Consider the following 20,154-nt stretch of genomic DNA (forward strand, 5'->3'; position numbering starts at 1 on the left):
GTTAATAATTTTTTAAGAATTAGAGCAATTTCTTAATGAAATATTACAGCCCGTTCAATTGAGTTAGCCAAAGTTAATGATGAAAATATGAAGCATCCTTTCAAATCTTTAAGGAAAAAGGGGGAAAGATATGAAAGAGCATGCGGAAACCACCATGCCCGCTCTGTCTCGCAGGGCGTTCGTGGGAACTGCGGCCGTCACCGCTGGCGCAGTTGCTGCAACAAGTCTTGTCGGATGCGGAAGCACAGGGGGCAAAAAGACCGACAAACAGGAAGAGGCCGCAGCCGATCCGTACGAGGGCGCGCAAATTTTCTATTCAACCTGTCCGCCGGAGTGCCAGCACCACAACCTGAAGGCATATGTCATCGACGGCAAAATCGCCAAAGTCGAATCTTCCGAACTCAATGATTGCGCGGCTTGCGCCCGAGGCATAGCTCGCGGATTCATGACGAAAGACCCCGACCGTCTTACTAAGCCCTTGCTGCGAACTGGCGACAAGGGATCCGGCGAATTCAAAGAAATCGAATGGTCCGAAGCCTTCGATTTGATTCAGGAGAAATTCCAGGATGCAATCGACACCGACGGCGTTCATTCTATTTGCTATGTGACCGGATCGGGCAACTTCGGCGCAATGCACGGCCCCATCGCGTCGGCGTTCTTCGCTCACCTGGGCGGAGCCTCGACGACCGTTGGCTCACTGTGCTGCGCTGGAACCAGTGCCGCTGAAGTGCCTATTTACGGACAGCGCTTCCTTGACACGCGCAACCAAATCGAGAAGAGCAATTACGTTATCGCGTGGGGCAACAATCCCGCTATCTCCAAACAGGGCTATTTCCAGCGCTTCGAGAAGATGATGGAAAACGGCGGCAAGTTCGTCGTAATTGACCCCATTTGCACTGAATCTGCCGCCAAAGCGTCCGAGTGGATTCAACCTTGGCCCGGCACCGATGCCGCGCTCGCCCTTGCGATGATCAAAATCGTCATCGACGAAGACCTGTTTGACAAGGAATTCACCCTTGCCCACACCTGCGCGCCATGCCTCGTCGACAAGACGACCGGCGAACCCGTTTTGCAGGATAAAGACGATCCGACTTCTTTCGTTGTTTTCGATACCAAGAGCAACGAAATCGTGCGCCACGACAAAGAGGGCATCGAAGCAGCGCTGAAGCTCGACGGAACTTCTGCCGCCGAGCAATATAACACCGAATTTGAGCTCATTTACGCCGAGGCGGAGAAATGGGATTCCGCTGCAGCCGAAGCAGAATGCGGCGTTCCGGCAGCCGACATTGAACGCATCGCCCGCGAATATGCACAGGCCGATAAAGCAATGATCATTCAAAACATGGGCGGCTTCATGCGCACGGAAAACGGCACGAATGCCGTCGGCACTCAGCTGTACCTTGCAGCCCTGTGCGGCCATGTTGGCCACGAAGGCGACGGCATCAGCGACGCAGGTGGCGTTAACGAGGTCAAGACCGGATCCCCCATCGAGGTTCCGAAGGTCGAAGATCCCGCGCCGAGCATTCCGCGCTTCAAGTTTGGCGAGGCCATCCTGAACGAAAACCCGCTCAAGGTGAACGTTCTGTACTCCATGACGGGCAACCCGATGACGCAGTGGCCGAACACCAATATGGTGAAGAAAGCTCTGGAAAAGATTCCGTTCGTCATTACCGCCGATCAATACCTCACTTCTACCGCCCTCTACTCCGACCTCGTTCTTCCTGTAACGGGAGTGTTCGAGACCGAGGGCGTCTTGGCCAACCATCGCAGCCATTGGATTCAGCTGTGCGAAAAAGCCGTTGACGGACCTGGCGAATCGAAGAGCGACTTCGAAATCTTCTCCGAACTTGCTACGCGCTTCGGATTCGGCGATGCTTTCAGCAAGCCCATGGACGAAATGATTTCAAACGTTCTCGAACCCACTGGCGTTACGCTCGACGAGCTTAAAGAAAAGCATGCCGTATGCGTGGTCGACGACAATTACATCCCGTTCAAGGACGGCGAATTCAAGACCAAGTCCAAGAAAGCTGAATTCTGGGTTGCGGCCTGGAAGAAGGATGGATTCAATCCCATTGCAACCTACGCTCGCGCCGAAGAAGACGCGCGCAACGGGGACGAACTCGCCCAGAAGTACCCACTCTTTAGCGTACAGCGCAAAACCTATCGCAGTGTGCACTCCACCTTCAACAATCTTGAATGGATGAACGAGGTCTGCGATCAGGCGCCGGTTATCCTCATTAACACCGCAGACGCCGAAGCACGTGGCATCAAAGACGGAGATAAGGTTGTCGTATTCAACGATCGCGGCGAACACCATGGCATCGCAGAGGTTGGCGAGCGCATCAAGCAGGGCGTTGTCGGCCTTCAGAATGGCTGGTGGGAGCAGCAGGGCGGCTCAAGCAGCTATGTAACGAATGACAAATGGAAGACCCTTGGCGGTACCCATTGCTGCAACCAGACCCTTATCGAAGTTAAGAAGGAGGCGTAGTCATGGCTCTCGGTTTCTGGATGAACAACAAGAACTGCTACGGCTGCAAAACGTGCTCCATTGCGTGCAAGAGCGAGAAACAGCTGAACGAAGGCGTCTTGCTCCGCAAGGTATCGTGCATTCGCCAAGATAACCCCGTCAACGTTTCCTTCCTCTCGATGTCGTGCAACCACTGCGAGGACCCCGCATGCGTAAAAGCGTGCCCCGTTGAGGCTTACACCAAGCTCGACAACGGAATCGTCAAACAGGATCACGACAAGTGCATCGGCTGCAAAATGTGCATCGAGGCTTGCCCTTACAACGCTCCGTGCTACGACGAAGAGGAGAGCAAGACTTACAAGTGCGACATGTGCTATGACCGCCAACAGCGCGGTGAGCTGCCCGCATGCGTCGCTGCTTGCCCCGGCGCAAACATCGCTGTTGGGGAGATGGAAGACCTGCAAAAGAACCACCAGGCCGATATCGTTTCCGACGAGAACTCGGGGACGAAGCCGAACTTCGTTATCACGGTTGACCCGAAGCTCAACAAGGAGCCGGACGACTCTGCCATGGAGCAGCGCGACGTCGAAGTTGACGTGAACACGGCAGCGGCCGACGCGGCAAAGAAATAATCTTCTCCCAGGCGCAATCCCTCCCACGCGCCATGCAGGGGCCCAGTCAACCTGGGCCCCTGTTGTATTGATGCGCTCCATACGGCTTGATGAAAAACGCGCCCCGAGATATGACAGCGAACGAAAACTCGCCGTGCTTTTGCACGCAGAAGCCCAGTTCGAGCTTGAAACAAGACGCTTTTCGACAACGATCACATTTTTTTCAAAGACCTTGCAAGGATTCCTTCGCCTCAATCGTTTCTTTATTGAAAGCCCGAAACGACAGGAGGACGCCATGGCATACACCGCTTCCCAAAACCCCAAAACCGGCACGACTTATATGGCCGCAGCGCTTTTCGCAACGCTGATTCTTCTTGCAGGAATCGCAGCGCTCGCCATGCAACCAGCGGAGGCGTTCGCGAAACCCCTCTGCGACGAAAACGGCCCCTGTTACGCAAGCGTCAATACAAACGCCGCCGATAGCGCCAACTCGTTGTGCAACAGCATGGCGTGCATGCGCTCCGCAATCGAAGGAAAGCTCTGCGCGAAACGTTGCCTGAGCGGCAATGGCCCAGCCTTCATCGACGAAAACGACGACGGTATCTGCGATAATTACGAAAATGGCCTTTGCCCAGGTAAGGGCTTAGACCACGGAAGCGGCAACGGTTGGGGCAGCGCTTCCAGCACCCAAAACGGCAACACTTACGGATACAGCAACGGCAATGGCTACGGCGCCCGCGTCAACGGTTGCGGCTACGCTTACAGCCACGGCCACGGCGCTTGCAGCGGCTTCGTCGGCGGTTGCCAGCGCGCCCAAAATTGCCCCAACCGCTAAACAGCATTGACTCGAGGAACGCACGCACGAAAGCATGAGGCCTTCTGAAGACATATCACGCGCCATGAGCGAGCACGGCGATGCCGTGTGGCGCACGTGCGTCGCATACGTGCCCGCGTGCGATGCCGAAGACGCCCTGCAGAACACGTTCCTCAAATACGCTATGCATGACCAGGACTTTTCGAGCGCCGGACACGAAAAGGCCTGGCTTTTGCGCGTCGCGATCAACGAATGCAAAGACGCCCTGAAGGCGGCCCGCGCGAAAAACGTCTCGCTCGAAAGCCGCCTCGAGGCATACAACGATCGCCTGCTCGGCATTCAAGACGATTCGACCCAAACCGAAATCGGCGTTAAACGCATACTTGAAGCCATGGACGCGCTCGGCGATCCGCCGAAAACGCAAGTTTACCTGTCGCTCGTCGAGGGCTACACGGCTTCCGAAATATCCGAAATGACCAACATGCCCGAAAATACCGTCTATTCGTGGATATCGCGCGGACGCAAGCGGCTGCGGGAGGTGCTCAGCTAATGGCAAATAATGAAGAACACCAGGTCAAAGAAGCGTTTGAGACCATCCACCTTCCGGAAGATATCGCAGCGCGCGCACTTGAAAGCATCGAAGCGAAACGCGAGCAGCGGGAAAGCGAACGCGTCGAAGGGGTCATGGCCACGCAGTCAAACGTTTGCACGAATAGCCTCGTGCGGCAGGAAGACGAGCACGCTGAGGAGCCTTTGGCCACGCAGGAAATCTTCTACGCAAACAAAATCGCAGGTCAAGAAGCCAAAACTGCCGAAGAGCCCTTTGCCTCGCAAGCAAGCGATCACACAATCGAAGCATCTAAAGGGCGGGGGAGCGCCACTTCCCAGAAACGCCGCAAAGCCCTGCGCTTCGCCAAAGGCGGGCGCATCGCCGCGATTGCAGCGTGCTTGGCGCTTGTCGCGTGTCTCATAGGCGGCGTTGCCGATTTCCTACGACCCGTGGCATATGTGGGGATCGACGTGAACCCGTCGGTCGAGCTGACGCTGAACCGTTTCGACATCGTGGTGGGAACGCACGCGCTCAATGATGACGGCCAGCAGGCGCTCGATGAGGCGCCCTGCATGTGGCGTGCCTTCGCCGATGCCGCACGCGACCTTGATGGCGCCATGCGCGCCATAGCCGGCGAGGGCGCCGTCGCGGAGGTGTCCATCGACTGCGACAATGAGAATCGCTACGCCGCGCTCGCCGCGCAAAGCAACAATTGCTTCGGCTGCAAAGGCGAGGCGCACTGCAACCGAACGAACGCCGAGGAGCGCCAGGCCGCTCACGATTTGAGCATGGGCGTCGCGAAATATCGCGCTTACCAAGCTCTTCAAGAAGCTGGTATCGACGTCTCAACCGAGGAGTGCGCCTCCATGAGCATGCGCGAGCTGCGCGATTTGCTCGTGAGGAACGAAGGCGACACGAGCGAAGAGGAAGGCGAACATCCCCGCATGGGCAATGGGCAGGGCGCAGGCGCCCACAATGACGGAGCCAAAGGTCACGGCCACGGAAACGGGAATGGCAACGGAAAGCATGCCCAGGAATAACGCCCGTTTCGTTTCAAAAAAATCTTCGTCATCCTCGACGCAATTGAAGCCGCCGGCGATATCGATTCGAAAGCGGTGCCCGAATCGATTCGCTCCGAGTTCGGCGCAGGCGTACGCAAGCTCGCGGTGAATCCTTTTGATCTCGTCTATACCTACGATGCCGAACGCGATATTGTTTTCATTGAAGCGCCAATTCACCAACGCACCGCCTGGTAGCCGAGACCCTCGCACTTATCGAACATACGTCCGATGTTTTTGCTGTGTCATCGTCTCGGCACGCGCGCGGCATGTGGTAAAGTCAGCGTTTGAACAATCTGGCCAGCAATGCCTGGCCTAGCAGCAACCCGCCACCAACGCCGCGTTTGCGAAGCAGCGAGGCCCAGGAGGGAAGCGCGTCGGCGCCCGAAAGGGTAGCGAGCCGCGCGAAGGAACACTACCATCGAAAGAGCGAGAATGGCAAACACCACGGCCAATTACGGCAACGACAGCATTCGCCAGCTGAAAGACGAGGAGCGCGTACGCTTGCGCCCCGCCGTCATTTTCGGCTCCGATGGCCTGGACGGCTGCGCTCATGCCGCCTTCGAGATTCTGTCCAACTCGGTTGACGAAGCCCGCCAAGGCTATGGCGACCTCATCACGCTTACCGCCTTCGCCGACGGCTCCATTCAGGTCGAAGACAACGGCCGCGGCTGCCCGCTCGACTGGAACCCCACCGAAAAACGCTTCAACTGGGAGCTCGTTTTCTGCGAGCTGTACGCAGGCGGCAAATACAACAACAACCAAGGCGGCGACTACGACTTCTCGCTCGGCACCAACGGCCTGGGCTCGTGCGCCACGCAGTACGCCTCTGAATACATGGATGTCAACGTCTGGCGCGACGGCAACAAATACTCCCTGCATTTCAAGAAGGGTAAAGTCGTCGGCGCCAAGAAGAAGGCACTCCAAGTTGAGCCTTCCGACGAAAACCGCACCGGCACCACCATCAAATGGCGCCCCGACCTCGAGGTTTTCACGTCCATTGACATTCCTGCCGACTGGTATCGCGAAACCATGCGTCGCCAGGCAGTCGTCAACGCCAACGTCACCTTCCGCTTACGCCTCGAGGGCCCCGAAGGTTTCACCGAGGAAGACTTCTGCTACCCCAAGGGCATCGAAGACTATGTGCTGGAAAAGGTCGGCGCCGATTATTTGACCGAGCCGTTCTTCATCCAGGCCGACCGTCGTGGCCGCGACCGCGACGACTTGCCCGATTACAACGTTAAAATCACCGCGTGTTTGTGCTTCTCGCGCACCTTCCAAATGCAGGAGTACTACCACAACTCGTCGTGGCTCGAAAATGGCGGCTCGCCCGAAAAAGCTGCGCGCAGTGCTCTGACCAGCGCTCTTGACGCATACATCAAGTCGCAGGACAAATACACCAAAAACGAGACCGCCATCAAATGGCAAGACGTGCAAGACTGCCTCGTGCTCGTGACCAACTGCTTCTCGACGCAAACGTCCTACGAGAATCAAACGAAGAAGGCCATCAACAACCGCTTCATCCAGCAGGCCATGACGGCGTTTTTCAAGGAACGTCTCACCACGTATCTCATCGAGAATAAGGAAGCCGCCGGCAAAATCGTCGAGCAGGTGCTCATCAACAAGCGATCGCGTGAAAACGCCGAGAAAACGCGCCAGAGCATCAAAACCAATCTGCAACAGAAAACTGACATGGCCAACCGCGTGCAGAAGTTCATCGACTGTCGATCGAAAGACAAAGGCCGCCGCGAAGTCTACATCGTCGAGGGCGACTCGGCAGCGGGCGCCATTCGCACGTCGCGCGATGCCGAGTTCCAAGGCGTCATGCCTGTTCGAGGCAAGATTCTCAACTGCTTGAAGGAAGATTACCCGCGCATTTTCAAGTCTGACATCATCATGGACTTGCTGCGCGTTCTGGGTTGCGGCGTCGAAGTCAAAGACAAGCGCATGAAGAACCTGGGCACCTTCGATTTGGACAACCTCAACTGGAGCAAGGTCATCATCTGTACCGACGCCGACGTTGACGGCTACCACATCCGCACGCTCATCCTCACCATGCTCTACCGCCTTGTGCCCACGCTCATCGACGAGGGCTACGTCTACATCGCCGAATCGCCGCTGTACGAAATCAACTGCAAGGAAAAGACGTACTTCGCTTACACCGACCTCGAGAAAAACAACATCTTGAAGGAAATCGGCGACCAGAAATGCTCGATCAACCGCTCAAAAGGTCTTGGTGAGAACGACCCCGACATGATGTGGCTCACCACCATGAACCCAGAAACGCGTCGCCTGATCAAGGTCGAACCCGAAGACGTCGCCACCATGGAGAACATGTTCAACTTGCTTCTCGGCAACGACGACGAGGGCCGCAAGCGCCACATCGCCGAGCACGGCAAGGAATATCTCGACCAGCTCGACCTGCAGTAACGCCATATAACCGCTCGAACCGCCCAGCGGTTCGATAGATGAGCCCGATACACGCACCAAGGGGAAACCGTGGCAACAAAGAAGAAGACCAAAACCGAACCGAAGAAAAAGCACGTTGACAATCCCAACGTGATCGGCCTGCATTCCGAGGTCATGGAGCAGCCCATCACGCAAACGCTCGAGCAGAATTACATGCCCTATGCCATGAGCACGAACGTGTCGCGCGCATTCCCGGAAATCGACGGCTTCAAGCCGTCGCACCGCAAGCTGCTCTACACCATGTACAAAATGGGCCTGCTGAACGGCGCACGCCAAAAGAGCGCGAACATCGTCGGCCAAACCATGAAGCTCAACCCGCACGGCGATTCCGCTATCTACGAGACCATGGTGCGTCTCGCCACGGGCAACGAAGCGCTGCTCGCGCCGTTCGTCGAATCGAAGGGCAACTTCGGCAAATACTATTCCGGCGACCTGAGCTATGCGGCCTCACGTTACACCGAAGCCAAGCTCTCGCCGATTTGCGCCGAGATTTTCAAAGACATCGACAAAGACCCAGTCGACTTCGTGGACAGCTACGACGGCGCCATGAAGGAGCCGCGCCTTCTGCCCACCACGTTCCCCAACATTCTCGTGTCGGCGAACAAGGGCATCGGCGTTGCCATGGCTTCCGATATTTGCGGCTTCAACCTGAACGAAGTATGCACGGCAACCATGCACTTCCTAAGCGACCCCGAGTGCGACCTGCTCGAATATATGCCCGCGCCCGATTTCTCCACCGGCGGCGAAATTATCTACCGCCGCGAGGAAATGGAGCGCATCTTCGACACAGGCCTCGGCAGCTTCCAAATTCGCTCGCGCTGGCGCTACCTGCCCGATGAGCGCATCATCGAGGTGTACGAGATTCCATACACCACCAAAACCGACGTCATCATCGATCGCATCGTGAAGCTCTCCAAAGAGGGCAAGGTGCGCGAAATCGCCGACATCCGCGACGAAACCGACCTTTCCGGCTTACGCATCGCCATCGATTTGAAGAGGGGCGTCGACCCCGAACAGCTCATGGCGAAGCTGTTCCGCTCCACCACGCTGCAAGACTCGTTCTCGTGCAACTTCAACGTACTCGTCGACGGCTACCCGCGCGTCATGGGCGTGCGCGAGATTTTGAGCGAGTGGGTGGCATGGCGCGTCGAATCGACCCGCCGCCGCATGAACTTCGATTTGGACAAGAAAACCGACCGCCTGCACTTGTTGCACGGCCTTGAGGCGATTCTGCTCGACATCGACAAGGCCATCGCGATCATTCGCGGCACGAAACTCGAGGCCGACGTTGTGCCCAACCTCATGAAGGGCTTCAATATCGACCAGGTCCAGGCCGAATTCGTGGCGGAAATCAAACTGCGCAACATCAACGAGGAATACATTATCAACCGCACGAAGGATATCGAGAAGCTCGAGGCCGACATCGCCGAGCTGAACGCTATTCTCGCGAGCGAAAAGAAAATCAAGAAAGTCATCCACGACGAGCTCGCCGCGGTGAATAAGAAGCACGTCATGCCGCGCAAAACCGGCCTGGTCGCGCCTTCGGAAATCGTTGAGGTGAACCTCGAACCCGAGGTCGAGGAATACCCCGTGACCATGATGCTCTCGCGCGACGGCTACCTGAAGAAGATGACCGACCGCGTGCTGCGCAAGGCCACGACACTGAAATACAAAGACGGCGACGAGCCCTTCATCGAGTTCGATTCCTCAAACACGCACGATTTGCTCGTGTTCACAAACCAGTGCCAGGTATACAAGTGCAAGGTTGCCGCATTCGAAGACACCAAATCGGCACAGCTCGGCTCGTATTTGCCCACCGATTTGGAGATGGACGCCGATGAGACCGTGACCTGGGTCATCGACCCCGAAGATTACAAGGCCGACGTGCTATTCGTGTTCGAGAATGGCCGTGTGGCGCGCGTAGCGCTGTCGGGATATGCCACCAAAACGAACCGCAAGCGCCTGAAGAACGCGATTTACGGCGGCTCAAAACTCATGTACGCCACGGTGCTGAAGGAAGAACGCGACCTGGCGCTCGTTTCTAGCGACTTCCGCCTGGTGAACTTCAACACATCGCTTTTGAAGACGAAGACCACCAATTCGACGCAAGGCGTGCAGGCGCTCACCATTAAGGGAAGTCGCACGGTGACCATGGTCGGCACGGCAGAAGAATTCATCGGCGGCAAAGCTCAGGTCGAGAAGTTCCGCGCAGAGAAGCTGCCTTCAGCTGGCGCTCCCATGAAGGAAACCGACATGAAGAGCTTGTTCGACTTGGAAGAGTAGGGGAGCACGCCGGGAGAGTGCGCAATCGAGCAAGACCCGACTGCAAACCTGAAGTCGAAAGTCCTGGGCATTCCCACGGCGTCAAAATATCGTTTCATAGAGAACCTGGAATAATCTGGGCACGGTTATGGCGCTGGTGCGGGCGGAAACCCGGATGCACTCGAGGGCGTGAACAGTAAAGATGGGAGCAACGGCAAAAGCGCCAGCGAGCCGAAGACCAAACCAAGGGGCTATCCTGTATACTTCCATCCATACTATTGCACACGTCTGATACAGCATTTTCCTGCGGTTGGAAGTGGTTTCCGTGAAGAAGAGAACTCGCATTTCCGATATTGCTTTGCGTGTGATTTTGAGTATTGCGCTTGTAGTGTCGTTTGTTCCTATTGCTCCTTCGTCGTCGTACGCCGTAGAACCAGATAGCACTATTGCTGTGAGTGCTGATGATTCCGCATCTAACCAAGAAAACACCACAGGGGGAAACGACCCTTATGTGTCGCAATCCTCTTCTTTGGCAGATCAGGCGGCACAAGGTGGGGTTGCGAGCGAAGGGAATAACGCAATTGGAGACAATTCGACAACAGCTTCTGGGCCTGCTGGCAATGAAGGCTTGAGCGCCGTTGGTGCTTCTGGAGGCGATTCTGCTGCAGCTTCTAGCGATGAAGCCAATGGGCTATCACACGGTTCGTCTTCGATCGATTACGTGCGTGAATACGCCAAGCTTATGGCAGACGGCAACCTTTATGAATGCGACGAATCGGGAGCTCTCAAGCAGCCACTAGAAGGTACGACCCCTGTTGAGCCGTATTATGTTGCTAACCTCATCGTAGATTCTGAGGTTACTACTATTCGTTATCGCCAATTTGCCAGTTGCCATAACCTGAAATCGGTGCGCTTCGAGGGCAAAACGCTTGACTCGATTGGCGACACCGCCTTCTATGACTGCCGTAATCTTGCTTCGGTTGACCTTTCGGGAATGAGCATCAGGTATCTTGGCGAACTGGCGTTCGGTACCTGTGTTAGCCTAACCGGCCTTACCCTTAACGAACCCGTTACTATTCAGACAATGGGTTACGGTTGCTTTTCGTGTTGCAGTCTTACCACCACCAGCTTAGACAAAATACAGGGTCTTACCTCACTTCCCGATGACGTTTTTAAGCAGTGCTATGACCTTGTTGAAACGGGTCTGGACAAAAACACGGACATTCAGTCGATAGGAACTAACGCCTTTGCTTATTGCTATGGCCTTACCGATACAGGGTTAGGCGCCAATACGTCGGTAACCACCATTAATGAATACGCTTTTGTTGGGTGCGATCATTTGACCGATACGGGCCTAGGGACGAATGAACGAATCACCGCTATCGGAAATTATGCGTTCAAGGACTGCAAAAGCCTGCGCCTTACGGGTCTTGAAACGAACACGACCGTTTCAAGCATAGGTAAAAGCTGCTTCGAAAATACCGATATGAGCGGTGGCCTCGTTCTACCAAAAGGGTCGAAAATAACCCAGCTCCCACAGGGAGCATTCGCCAAAACCAAACTCAGCTTCGTGTACTTCCAGTGCGACCATGCGGTGCTTGTCGATTCCCAGACGTTTCCGAACGGCTTTATAAAAGTTCTCGTTCCTGCACGTTCGCTCGATTTGTATCAAAATAGCGAAGTGAAACGTGATTGGGAAGCATGTAATTACGACTTGCCCTACGATGCTTCGAGGTATCTGTCTATCAGCGTCGTAAGCGATCCAGACAGGCTTGTATACCAAAAAGGGGACACAGTTTCACTTGGCGGCATGCAAGTCAAGTTCAACTACGATGATGAGCAGCGCACTTTCGACTACGCCGACCTCGCGAGCAATTATGCGTTCAGCCAATTCTTCTCTTTCGGCCCCGATAACGGATCGATTTTCCAATCGTCCGACAACGGCGCTCCCATACGTGCGACCTACAACGATGGCGACCATCTTCTTAACGCTTATTCATCAGGCCTTTTGCAAGAAGAGGGGAACACGGCGTTTTCCGTATACGTAGAGAGCCCGACCGCTCAGCTGGGAGAAACGGCAACGGGCGGCGGCCAGTTTTCTTTGGGCGATACGTGCACGGTGAGCGCCGAAACGACGCTCGACGGCAGGCTCTTCGCTTATTGGGCCGACGAAAAGGGCAACGTTCTTTCCGAGAAGGAAACGTACGAGTTTCCCGTTGAGCGTTCTATCGTACTCACTGCCGTGTTCGCCGACGAGATCGCGGTTTCCCCGAAGGCGCGGCTCAATCTCGCGAATGGGAGTGAAGTCGAAGACGTGACGTTCTCCATCATTGCCGACAACTGCAATTACGGAGAAACGTTCGTCACATACCCCGGCAAAGTGGTGACGATTACGTGCAGCTACGATTCCTCGAAATGGTCAATCGATTATTGGGCCTATTCAGATGGCGCTTACCGAATCGTCGGGAGCGAGGGCTCCGCGACCGTTTCATATACTGTGGAGGGAAAGGGCGATCCTGTTGCTATCCTCAGGGAAAAGGAGCAGCCTGACCCCGACCCTGGCAAACCTATCGACCCGGTAGTTGCAGTGAATGTCGATTACTCGCAGACAATCGACTTAGGTGGGCGCGCGCTTATGGAGGGCGTTGAGGTCCCGAACATTTCGGGTTCAAGGTTCCTCTTCGCCGGTCAATTCGTCGCACTCGACGCCGAACGGCTCGGCATGCTCGATGACGACATCGAGTTCACGGGCTGGTATGACAAGGAAACGGGCGCATGCTTGAGCGAGCGGCGTGTGTGCCTGTTCAAGCCGGAGATGAATATGAGCGTCGAGGCGCGTTTCACGCTAAAAGATGTCGCGGTTCACATCAACTCGGCGCAATCGACCGATGCTTCGGAAGATTATGCTCATGTAACGCCTACCAAGGGCAATTGCTATCGTGATGCTGGGGAGGTGGTTTCGCTTGCCGCAACTACCGAAAACGCGCAGTTCCGAGGCTGGTACGAAGGGGAAAGCGGCAACGAAAGCTTAATCAGCGACAGCTTGACCTGCGACTATGTGGTTCCTTCTAGCGGTCAAGCGCAGATTGAGATAACTCCTTGGTATTGCGCACAACAGGCAAGCGTTGTGCTTGATGTTGACGGCACCACTGAAAACGGTAGCCCCCAAGGCTCGTTCCTTAAAACAGGGCTCTACGGAATTGGTTCAAGCGTTACGGTGGTTGCCATTCCTGAGCCATACTATGTGCTCGACTACGTTACCGATGCGGCGGGTAACCGAGTGAATGTTTCAGAAAACGGATCCTATACCTTCACGCTTACGGGAGATACCCAGCTTACCGCTCATTTCCGCCCTACGTCGGACGGGGATGAGGCGTTTGAAGCGCTACAGGCCGCCCTGATCACGGCACTTGGCGTGGCGATTATTGCCTCAACGGCTGGTGGCTTCGGCGAATTCGTCGACCCAATCGCGGTTCCGGCCATCATCGAAATCGGCAAAGCGGAAACTATCGAAGAACTCGTAGAGGTAGGGGGTAAGGCCCTCAAAGAAATTGAGGAGATTTTCGAGAAGCACAAGCACGACCGCGACCCCGATAAGCCCAAGGGCGATCATACCGCTGAAATCATCGCCACCGCTCAGCCTGAGGCTGGCGGCATCGTAAAAGGCGGGGGCGTTCACTTCGAGGGCACCATTGCCGAGTTTGACGCCATTGCCAACCCTGGTTACCACTTTGTGTGCTGGAAGGAAGACGGTATTGAGCGCTCCACGCTGCCGCATATGCAGATGGCCATCACCGATGCCACGCCCGATGTGGTGAAGCTGACTGCCGAGTTCGAGAAGGACGTGGCCATCACCACCGCCATTGATGTTGAGGGTAGTGCAGCGGATGATGTGACTGGCTGCAATTCTGCGCCCGACAGGCAGATAGTGCGACACGGCGAACAGGCCACGGTGGTTGCTACCCCGGGGGAAGGGTATGAATTCGTTGGCTGGTTTGAAGGTGCTGTCGAAATTTCGAAAACCCCTACCTATTCCTTTGTTGCTGAAACGGATAGGCATCTGGTGGCCAAATTCAATCGTACCTGCACGGTTAGCGCAGAGGTTGAACCCGCAAGTGCCTTGGCAGGCAAGTGTACCATCGTCGGTGATGGGAAATGCGTCGTGGGCAAGCCGACCGTGCTTTCCGCGAGCCTAGATGAAAGCGTACGCGATGCCTACACCTTCAAGGGTTGGTATCGCGGCGAATCAGACGTGCTTATGGGCACCGATGAATCGCATCTCGAGTTTGTTCCCGACGGCGACACTATTATTCGCGCGGTGTATGTAGCGAAGAAATATGAGGTCGGCGTCAAAATCGATGGCTTGCTCCCTGGCATAAACCCTCACGGTGAAGTTGAGATCGTAGGGTATCCCGGTATGGAGTCGGTCGAACTGCCCTACGGCCGTCACGTTACCATAAAGGCAATTCCTAACGACAAGTACCGGTTCGCCTATTGGGAAGATACTTCCGGGAAGCGCTATCCCGAATTTGAACTGCGCGTATGCGTGACGAAGGATGAAACGTACACGGCTGTGTTCAAAAAAGGCCCTGACGTTATTATCACGGCTGATACGTATTGGGGCGGCAAGGTAACCTGCAATGGCGAAGAAGTGAAGCCCAATACCGACAAGTATGCTTTGGACGAAACGCTTCATCTTGCCGCCGAACCGAATCCCGGTTTCCTTTTTTGGGGTTGGTACAGAAATGGGCTGCTGGTAAGCACGGAAAGGGGATGCACGCTTTCCGCTGAAGAGTCGCCCATTTCGGGAAAGTGTGCTATTGTTGCCGCCTTTAAGCCCCTTGATGTGGTGTGTTTACCTGTGGCAAGCCCGGCAGAGGGCGGCACGGTTACGGCAAGCCGCTTGTTCGCCGATCGCGGCTCCGATGTGCAGCTGAAGGCAACCGCCGCGCCTGGCTATGTATTTGAAGGCTGGTATGTGGACGACGAATTGGTGTCGGGAAATGCCGAGTTCACCTGCAAAGAAGGGCGCAGCCATGTTCATGTTGCGCGCTTCAAACAGCAGGATTTTGCCGTTGAGGCGAGTGCTGTTGTTGCCGATGCGACAGGTACCCTGGTCGAAGACGCGGCCGCTGGCAGGGTTGAAGGTGCGGGAACAATTGGTGCGGGACGATCCGCACAGCTTGTTGCTTACGCCAACGAAGGATATGTGTTCAAGCGATGGGCAGACGAAACGGGCGCAACGGTAAGCACCGATGCGGAATATCAGTTCGTTCCCTGGGCGAACACGACAATTCGAGCCGTCTTCGAGCCGAAACAGTTTACGGTTGCTGTTAACGCAGCAGAGGGCTTTGGTGCGGTTGAAGGCGCAGGCACTTATGCAGCAGGTCAACAGGCAACGGTTACAGCAACCCCGAACGAAGGCGCTTCCTTTGTTGGATGGTATTCCGAAGGCCTGTGCGTAAGCACGGATACCGTTTATACATTTACGGTTCGCGACGACGCTGCCCTGACTGCTGTATTTGGCTCAGGCCCGTACGTAGTCAGCGCCATTGCGTCTCCTGCGGATGCGGGCTACACGAGCGGGTTTGGCACTTTCAACAATGGCGACCGCACCACGCTTTCGGCAGTTGCCAAGCCTGGCTATACGTTCAATTGCTGGGAGGATTCGCAAGGCAATACGGTGAGCGAACTGCCTGAATATACCGTTGATGTTTCGGACAGTACTGCTTACGTTGCCTTCTTTACTCCCGATTCCTATTTGGTAAGTTTGCACGCAAACCCCGATGCTTCAGGCGCGCTGCAGGGCGCGGGTACCTACAAATTCGGCAATACTGTTGAGTTGAACGCTCAGCCTACAAGCGGCAAGCGCTTTGTAGGTTGGTATTTGGCAGGGTCCGAAGGCGACGAAGCTGCAGCTGGCAGCGATTCGGGCACTGGTGACAACGGTGCTGGCGGCAATGATGCCAGTGGCAATGCGCCCACTACGCTTTTCAGCAAGGACGCGCATTGCTGGTTTACCATCGATCAAGATCTGATTGGCGAGATCACCAACGGCGAACTCAGTCTTGAGGCGCGCTTTGCCGATCCTTACGAGGTGTCAGTTTCTGCGAAGGCCGTTGTTTCCGGTAAGGCGGACGCGCGCGGCTGTAGGGTGATTGGCGCGGGCGCGTATTCTTCGGGTGATAACGTTACGCTGCAAGCCGTTGCTGGCGAAGGTTACCGTTTTGTGGGGTGGAGCCTCGATGAAGCGGGAGATGTAATTGAAAGCAACGACGCCATCTTTGAATTCGAAGCTGGTGCCGACGTGTCGTACTATGCACAGTTTGTGGCAGATGATCCGGTTGAAGTTGCGGTAACGCAAAGCTCAATGTTTAGAGGTCTTGCCTTTATGGTTGGTTCGTTCGGGGCAGCTACTTCGATTGAGGTTGATAAGGGAGATCCCTTTGTGGCCATGGCTGTTCCGTATCCTGGCATGCACTTTTCGCATTGGGTGAACGATGCAGGAGCTATCGTGAGCTACAACGCCATACATGTGGGTGTTGCGCGTGAGAACATGAGACTTACTGCCGTTTTCTACGAGACGGGCTTCGATGCTCAAGTTGCCACGTATCCTGCAGGTGCGGGATTCAGCATGGTGGTTCCTGGAACGGGTACCTCGTATAAGTCGACATCAGTGCTTGTTACTATTCCTTCCCCTGGCTGGAAGTTCAAGTGCTGGGCAGACGAAGCGGGTGTGCCAGTGGGCTTCAGCCCTGTTATGGCACGACCTGCCTATGCCAACAGGACCTTTACGGCTTACTACGTAAAGGAACGAGTTGAGGTTGTTGCCGTTGATCCGCGCGAAGGCGGCTATGTTGATGGTTCGGATACGTATAGCGAAGGCGGTTATGCCCTGGTTCGCTCGGTTGATACGGGCAGCACCGTTACGCTTTCTGCCGTGCCCTACGATGGGTTCGAATTCGTTGGTTGGTACGACTATGCTGACAGGGATGCCGAAAACGCAAGGCCTTTGAGTACCGATGCCAACTGGACGTTCTACCCTGAAGCCGACATGAAGGTGGTTCCGCGCTTTAAGGAAGTTCAGAAATACGCAGTTGCAGCCACTGCCGAAAACGGCGCAGTTAATCCTGAATCTGCAAGCGTTATGCCAGGTGGGAGTCTCACCTTTACGGCGTCGCCCAATGAAAACTGCTATCTTGACCACGTGAGCACCACGCTAGCCTCGATGCGTGAAGGTGCTGGCGCGGGTGCTTTGCAGGGAAACTTTGATATTTCCGACTACAAAGGCGGCACCTACCAGTTTGAGCTGAAGAACGTCACGTCTTCGCAGACGTTATCATTTGCGTTTGTGGAAGCTGAGGCGCCCGTGATCGATGCGCAGCCGCAAGACACTTCCGTGCGCGAAGGGGAAAGCGCCACCTTGTCGGTTGCGGCCGATGCAGCGCAAAGCGTGCGTGGTCACGAGGCGGTATCGAGCGGCGCGTCAGCTAGCCATGAACTTACCTATCAGTGGTACCGCGTTGGTGAAAACGGGCAGAGCACACTCGTTGAAGGCGCCAATTCGGCAACGCTGAAAGTGCAAGACGGCGATGCAGGGGAGTATTACTGTCAGGTTACGCAGTTATATCTGGGTACCGTAACGACAGTCGAATCAAACCATGCAACTGTGTCTCGCGTTGAGCTCGAAGCACTGGTATTCAATGCTACCGCACTGCCCGCAGCTACCGCCCACGCTGAATATAAAGCTTCTATCAATCCCGCAACGGGAGGGACGAGCCCTTACACGTATGCGCTTGCCCAGGGTTCCAAACTTCCCGATGGCGTTACTTTTACAGCCACCGAAGAGGGCTTGATGGTTTCAGGAACGCCGGATTCGACGGGAGTTTTTGCCTTCGACATTGATTGCACCGACCGTTCGGGGCAATCTGCAACAGCTCACTTTACGCTTGTGGCAACGCCGAAGATTGTTGATCTGACATTTTCAGGTAGTCTGTTCATCTATAACGGACAACCGCAAGGCCCATCGCTTTCGGGCATCCCCGAGAATCTCGATGATGCCATTGCTTATACGTATACGGGAATAGGGGAAACCCATTACTCAAGCAGCCAGCCGCCAACCGATACGGGTAGCTACCGTGCAACGGCGACGTTGAACAGTGGCGGATACAGAGGTGTTGCAACCATCAAGAACACCATTGCGAAGAAGCCTGTGCATCTTGAGTTAACCGTCGAAGACGCAACCTACGACGGCAGTCCGCACGGGGCAGCCGTTAGCGCTCAGGATGTTGAGCCCGAAGATTACGAGGTAACGTACCGCAGCACGAATGGCACGGAGTATGGCCCGACCGGCAAGGCTCCCACTGATGCTGGCAGCTATACGGCGGAAGTGAAGCTCGTGAACCCGAATATGACGGGTTCTCGGACGGCTACCTATACCATTTCTCCTGCCGACCAGGTAATCGAAGGAAAGACCAACTATGCGGCTACGTACGGCAACGCAGGCATTGTGTTTGAAAACACGGCCAAGACGCCTGTCAGCTACGAGGTTGTTCCCAATGAGGATGGCTCACCGAGCCCCATTTCGATTCAGGGTAGCTATGCGAGCATTGTTTCTGCAGGTAAGGCGCGCGTGGTGGCGCATGCGACGGCGAGCCATAATTACACAGCGGCGAAAGATGTCGAGCTTACCGTTGACGTTTCTCCTGCTCCGTTGCTCGTTATCGTTAACGATGCCGAACGCTTTGAAGGGGAGAAAAACCCGGCGTTTACGTCGAGTCTGATAAGCCCTGCTTCGACGACGGGTGTTGCCGTAAGCTATTCGTGCTTGGCAGATGCCACATCGCCTGCGGGAAAATACGAAATTGGGGCCAGTGTATCCAATTCGAATTTTGTGGTAACTGTTGAACCGGGCACGCTTACGGTGAAAGCGAAGGATCCTGTCGACCCTGTCGACCCTGTCGATCCCGATAACCCTGATGGGCCGAATAACCCTGATGGGCCGAATAACCCTGATGGGCCGAATAACCCTGATGGGCCGAATAACCCTGGCAAGCCAAATAATCCTGATGACCCCAATACACCAAGCTACCCTTCCGGCCCTGGTAACCCAAGCAACCCGTCGGAGCCTGGTGACGCAGATGGACCATCGAGCCCCGAAGAACCAAGCGGCTCCAACTGTTCGGGCGAGCCCGGTGGCACGGGAGCATCAAATGGTGAACAGAATGCAGGTTCCGATTCGTTGAAGAATCAGGGAGCTTACAGCGTGTTAGGCGGACCACCTGTTCAGGAAAGTCTGGACGGGTTGAGCGAAGATGGCGCTTTAGCTTTGTCCGACTTGAGCGAGGAAGCCGGAACCAAAGCCGTAGAGCAGCAGAACGTACTGCCTACGGACAAAAAGGTCCAGTTCCTGATTGCTGTGTTACTGGCCCTTGGTTGTGGAGCCGCGATTGTCGTTGTGGCTGCAATTCGCCGCCGTCGAAGCTAGGAGTGGGCTTGAGGCGCACAAGGGGAAGGTTGGATTGTTAGACGAACTCCCCTTGTGCGCAGTAGCCTGTTAGCACTTAAACAAGGAAAGAAGGCTGTCAGGCTTTTGGCAATTTCTTTAAAATAAGCGTAGTAGGTTGAAAGCTCCTCTGCCGCAAGAACGAAGACGGTGCATGCGGCGTCGAGAAAGCGCACCTTGCACGGGGCGCGCTCAACGCAAATTATAAAAATGCGCCAACTTTTCCCGAAACAGGCCAGCCCCGTTATTTTCAATCTCAATTGTCCATAAATATGCAATTGCAGACATTAGATTTCGCTATCAAAAGCCGCTCGGCACGCAGTCGGTCTCTCCTCCGCACTAATTTCAATTCTCGCCCCTAGAAACCACGATTATCGTCTTCCTTCCGCGAAATCGGCCAACCCGACACGCCGCTGGC

9 protein-coding genes are annotated in these 20,154 nt (G+C 55.3%); all 9 read left to right on the forward strand.

Translation table 11 applies throughout. From position 1 onward, the window contains the following. Positions 1–130 precede the first annotated feature (130 nt). The 9 genes from DMP05_RS08220 to DMP05_RS08260 all read left to right on the forward strand — a co-directional run bounded on the left by DMP05_RS08220 (position 131) and on the right by DMP05_RS08260 (position 19,718). On the forward strand, positions 131–2,488 hold the full coding sequence (locus tag DMP05_RS08220) for a molybdopterin-containing oxidoreductase family protein (protein WP_123219988.1): 2,358 nt from the start codon (positions 131–133) through the stop codon (positions 2,486–2,488). Between the two features lie 2 nt (positions 2,489–2,490). Then, positions 2,491–3,099, forward strand: a complete 609-nt coding sequence (locus DMP05_RS08225; RefSeq protein WP_123219989.1) for a 4Fe-4S dicluster domain-containing protein — start codon at positions 2,491–2,493, stop codon at positions 3,097–3,099. A 274-nt stretch (positions 3,100–3,373) separates the two neighbouring features. Next, positions 3,374–3,913, forward strand: coding sequence for a hypothetical protein (locus tag DMP05_RS08230; protein ID WP_148039715.1), 540 nt, complete (start codon positions 3,374–3,376; stop codon positions 3,911–3,913). 34 nt (positions 3,914–3,947) lie between these two features. Beyond that, positions 3,948–4,442, forward strand: coding sequence for an RNA polymerase sigma factor (locus tag DMP05_RS08235; RefSeq protein WP_123219991.1), 495 nt, complete (start codon positions 3,948–3,950; stop codon positions 4,440–4,442). After that, the gene (locus tag DMP05_RS08240; RefSeq protein ID WP_123219992.1) at positions 4,442–5,482 is read left to right on the forward strand and encodes an anti-sigma-I factor RsgI family protein; all 1,041 of its coding nucleotides are present in this window, start codon (positions 4,442–4,444) and stop codon (positions 5,480–5,482) included. The genes DMP05_RS08235 and DMP05_RS08240 overlap by 1 nt, the downstream gene beginning before the upstream one ends. A 75-nt stretch (positions 5,483–5,557) precedes the next feature. After that, positions 5,558–5,698: a hypothetical protein gene (locus tag DMP05_RS09840; protein ID WP_161957509.1), complete on the forward strand. Its 141-nt coding sequence runs from the start codon at positions 5,558–5,560 to the stop codon at positions 5,696–5,698. 237 nt (positions 5,699–5,935) lie between these two features. Further along, on the forward strand, positions 5,936–7,930 hold the full coding sequence (locus DMP05_RS08245) for a DNA gyrase/topoisomerase IV subunit B (RefSeq protein ID WP_114616118.1): 1,995 nt from the start codon (positions 5,936–5,938) through the stop codon (positions 7,928–7,930). Between the two features lie 69 nt (positions 7,931–7,999). Further along, positions 8,000–10,252 (forward strand): DNA gyrase subunit A, encoded by a 2,253-nt coding sequence (locus tag DMP05_RS08250; RefSeq protein WP_123219993.1) that lies wholly within the window; start codon positions 8,000–8,002, stop codon positions 10,250–10,252. A gap of 304 nt (positions 10,253–10,556) precedes the next feature. Continuing rightward, entirely contained in the window at positions 10,557–19,718 is a 9,162-nt protein-coding gene (locus tag DMP05_RS08260; protein WP_148039716.1) for an InlB B-repeat-containing protein, read from the forward strand. Positions 19,719–20,154: the final 436 nt, after the last annotated feature.

It is taken from the genome of Slackia isoflavoniconvertens (assembly GCF_003725955.1).
Classification (GTDB): Bacteria; Actinomycetota; Coriobacteriia; order Coriobacteriales; family Eggerthellaceae; genus Slackia; species Slackia isoflavoniconvertens.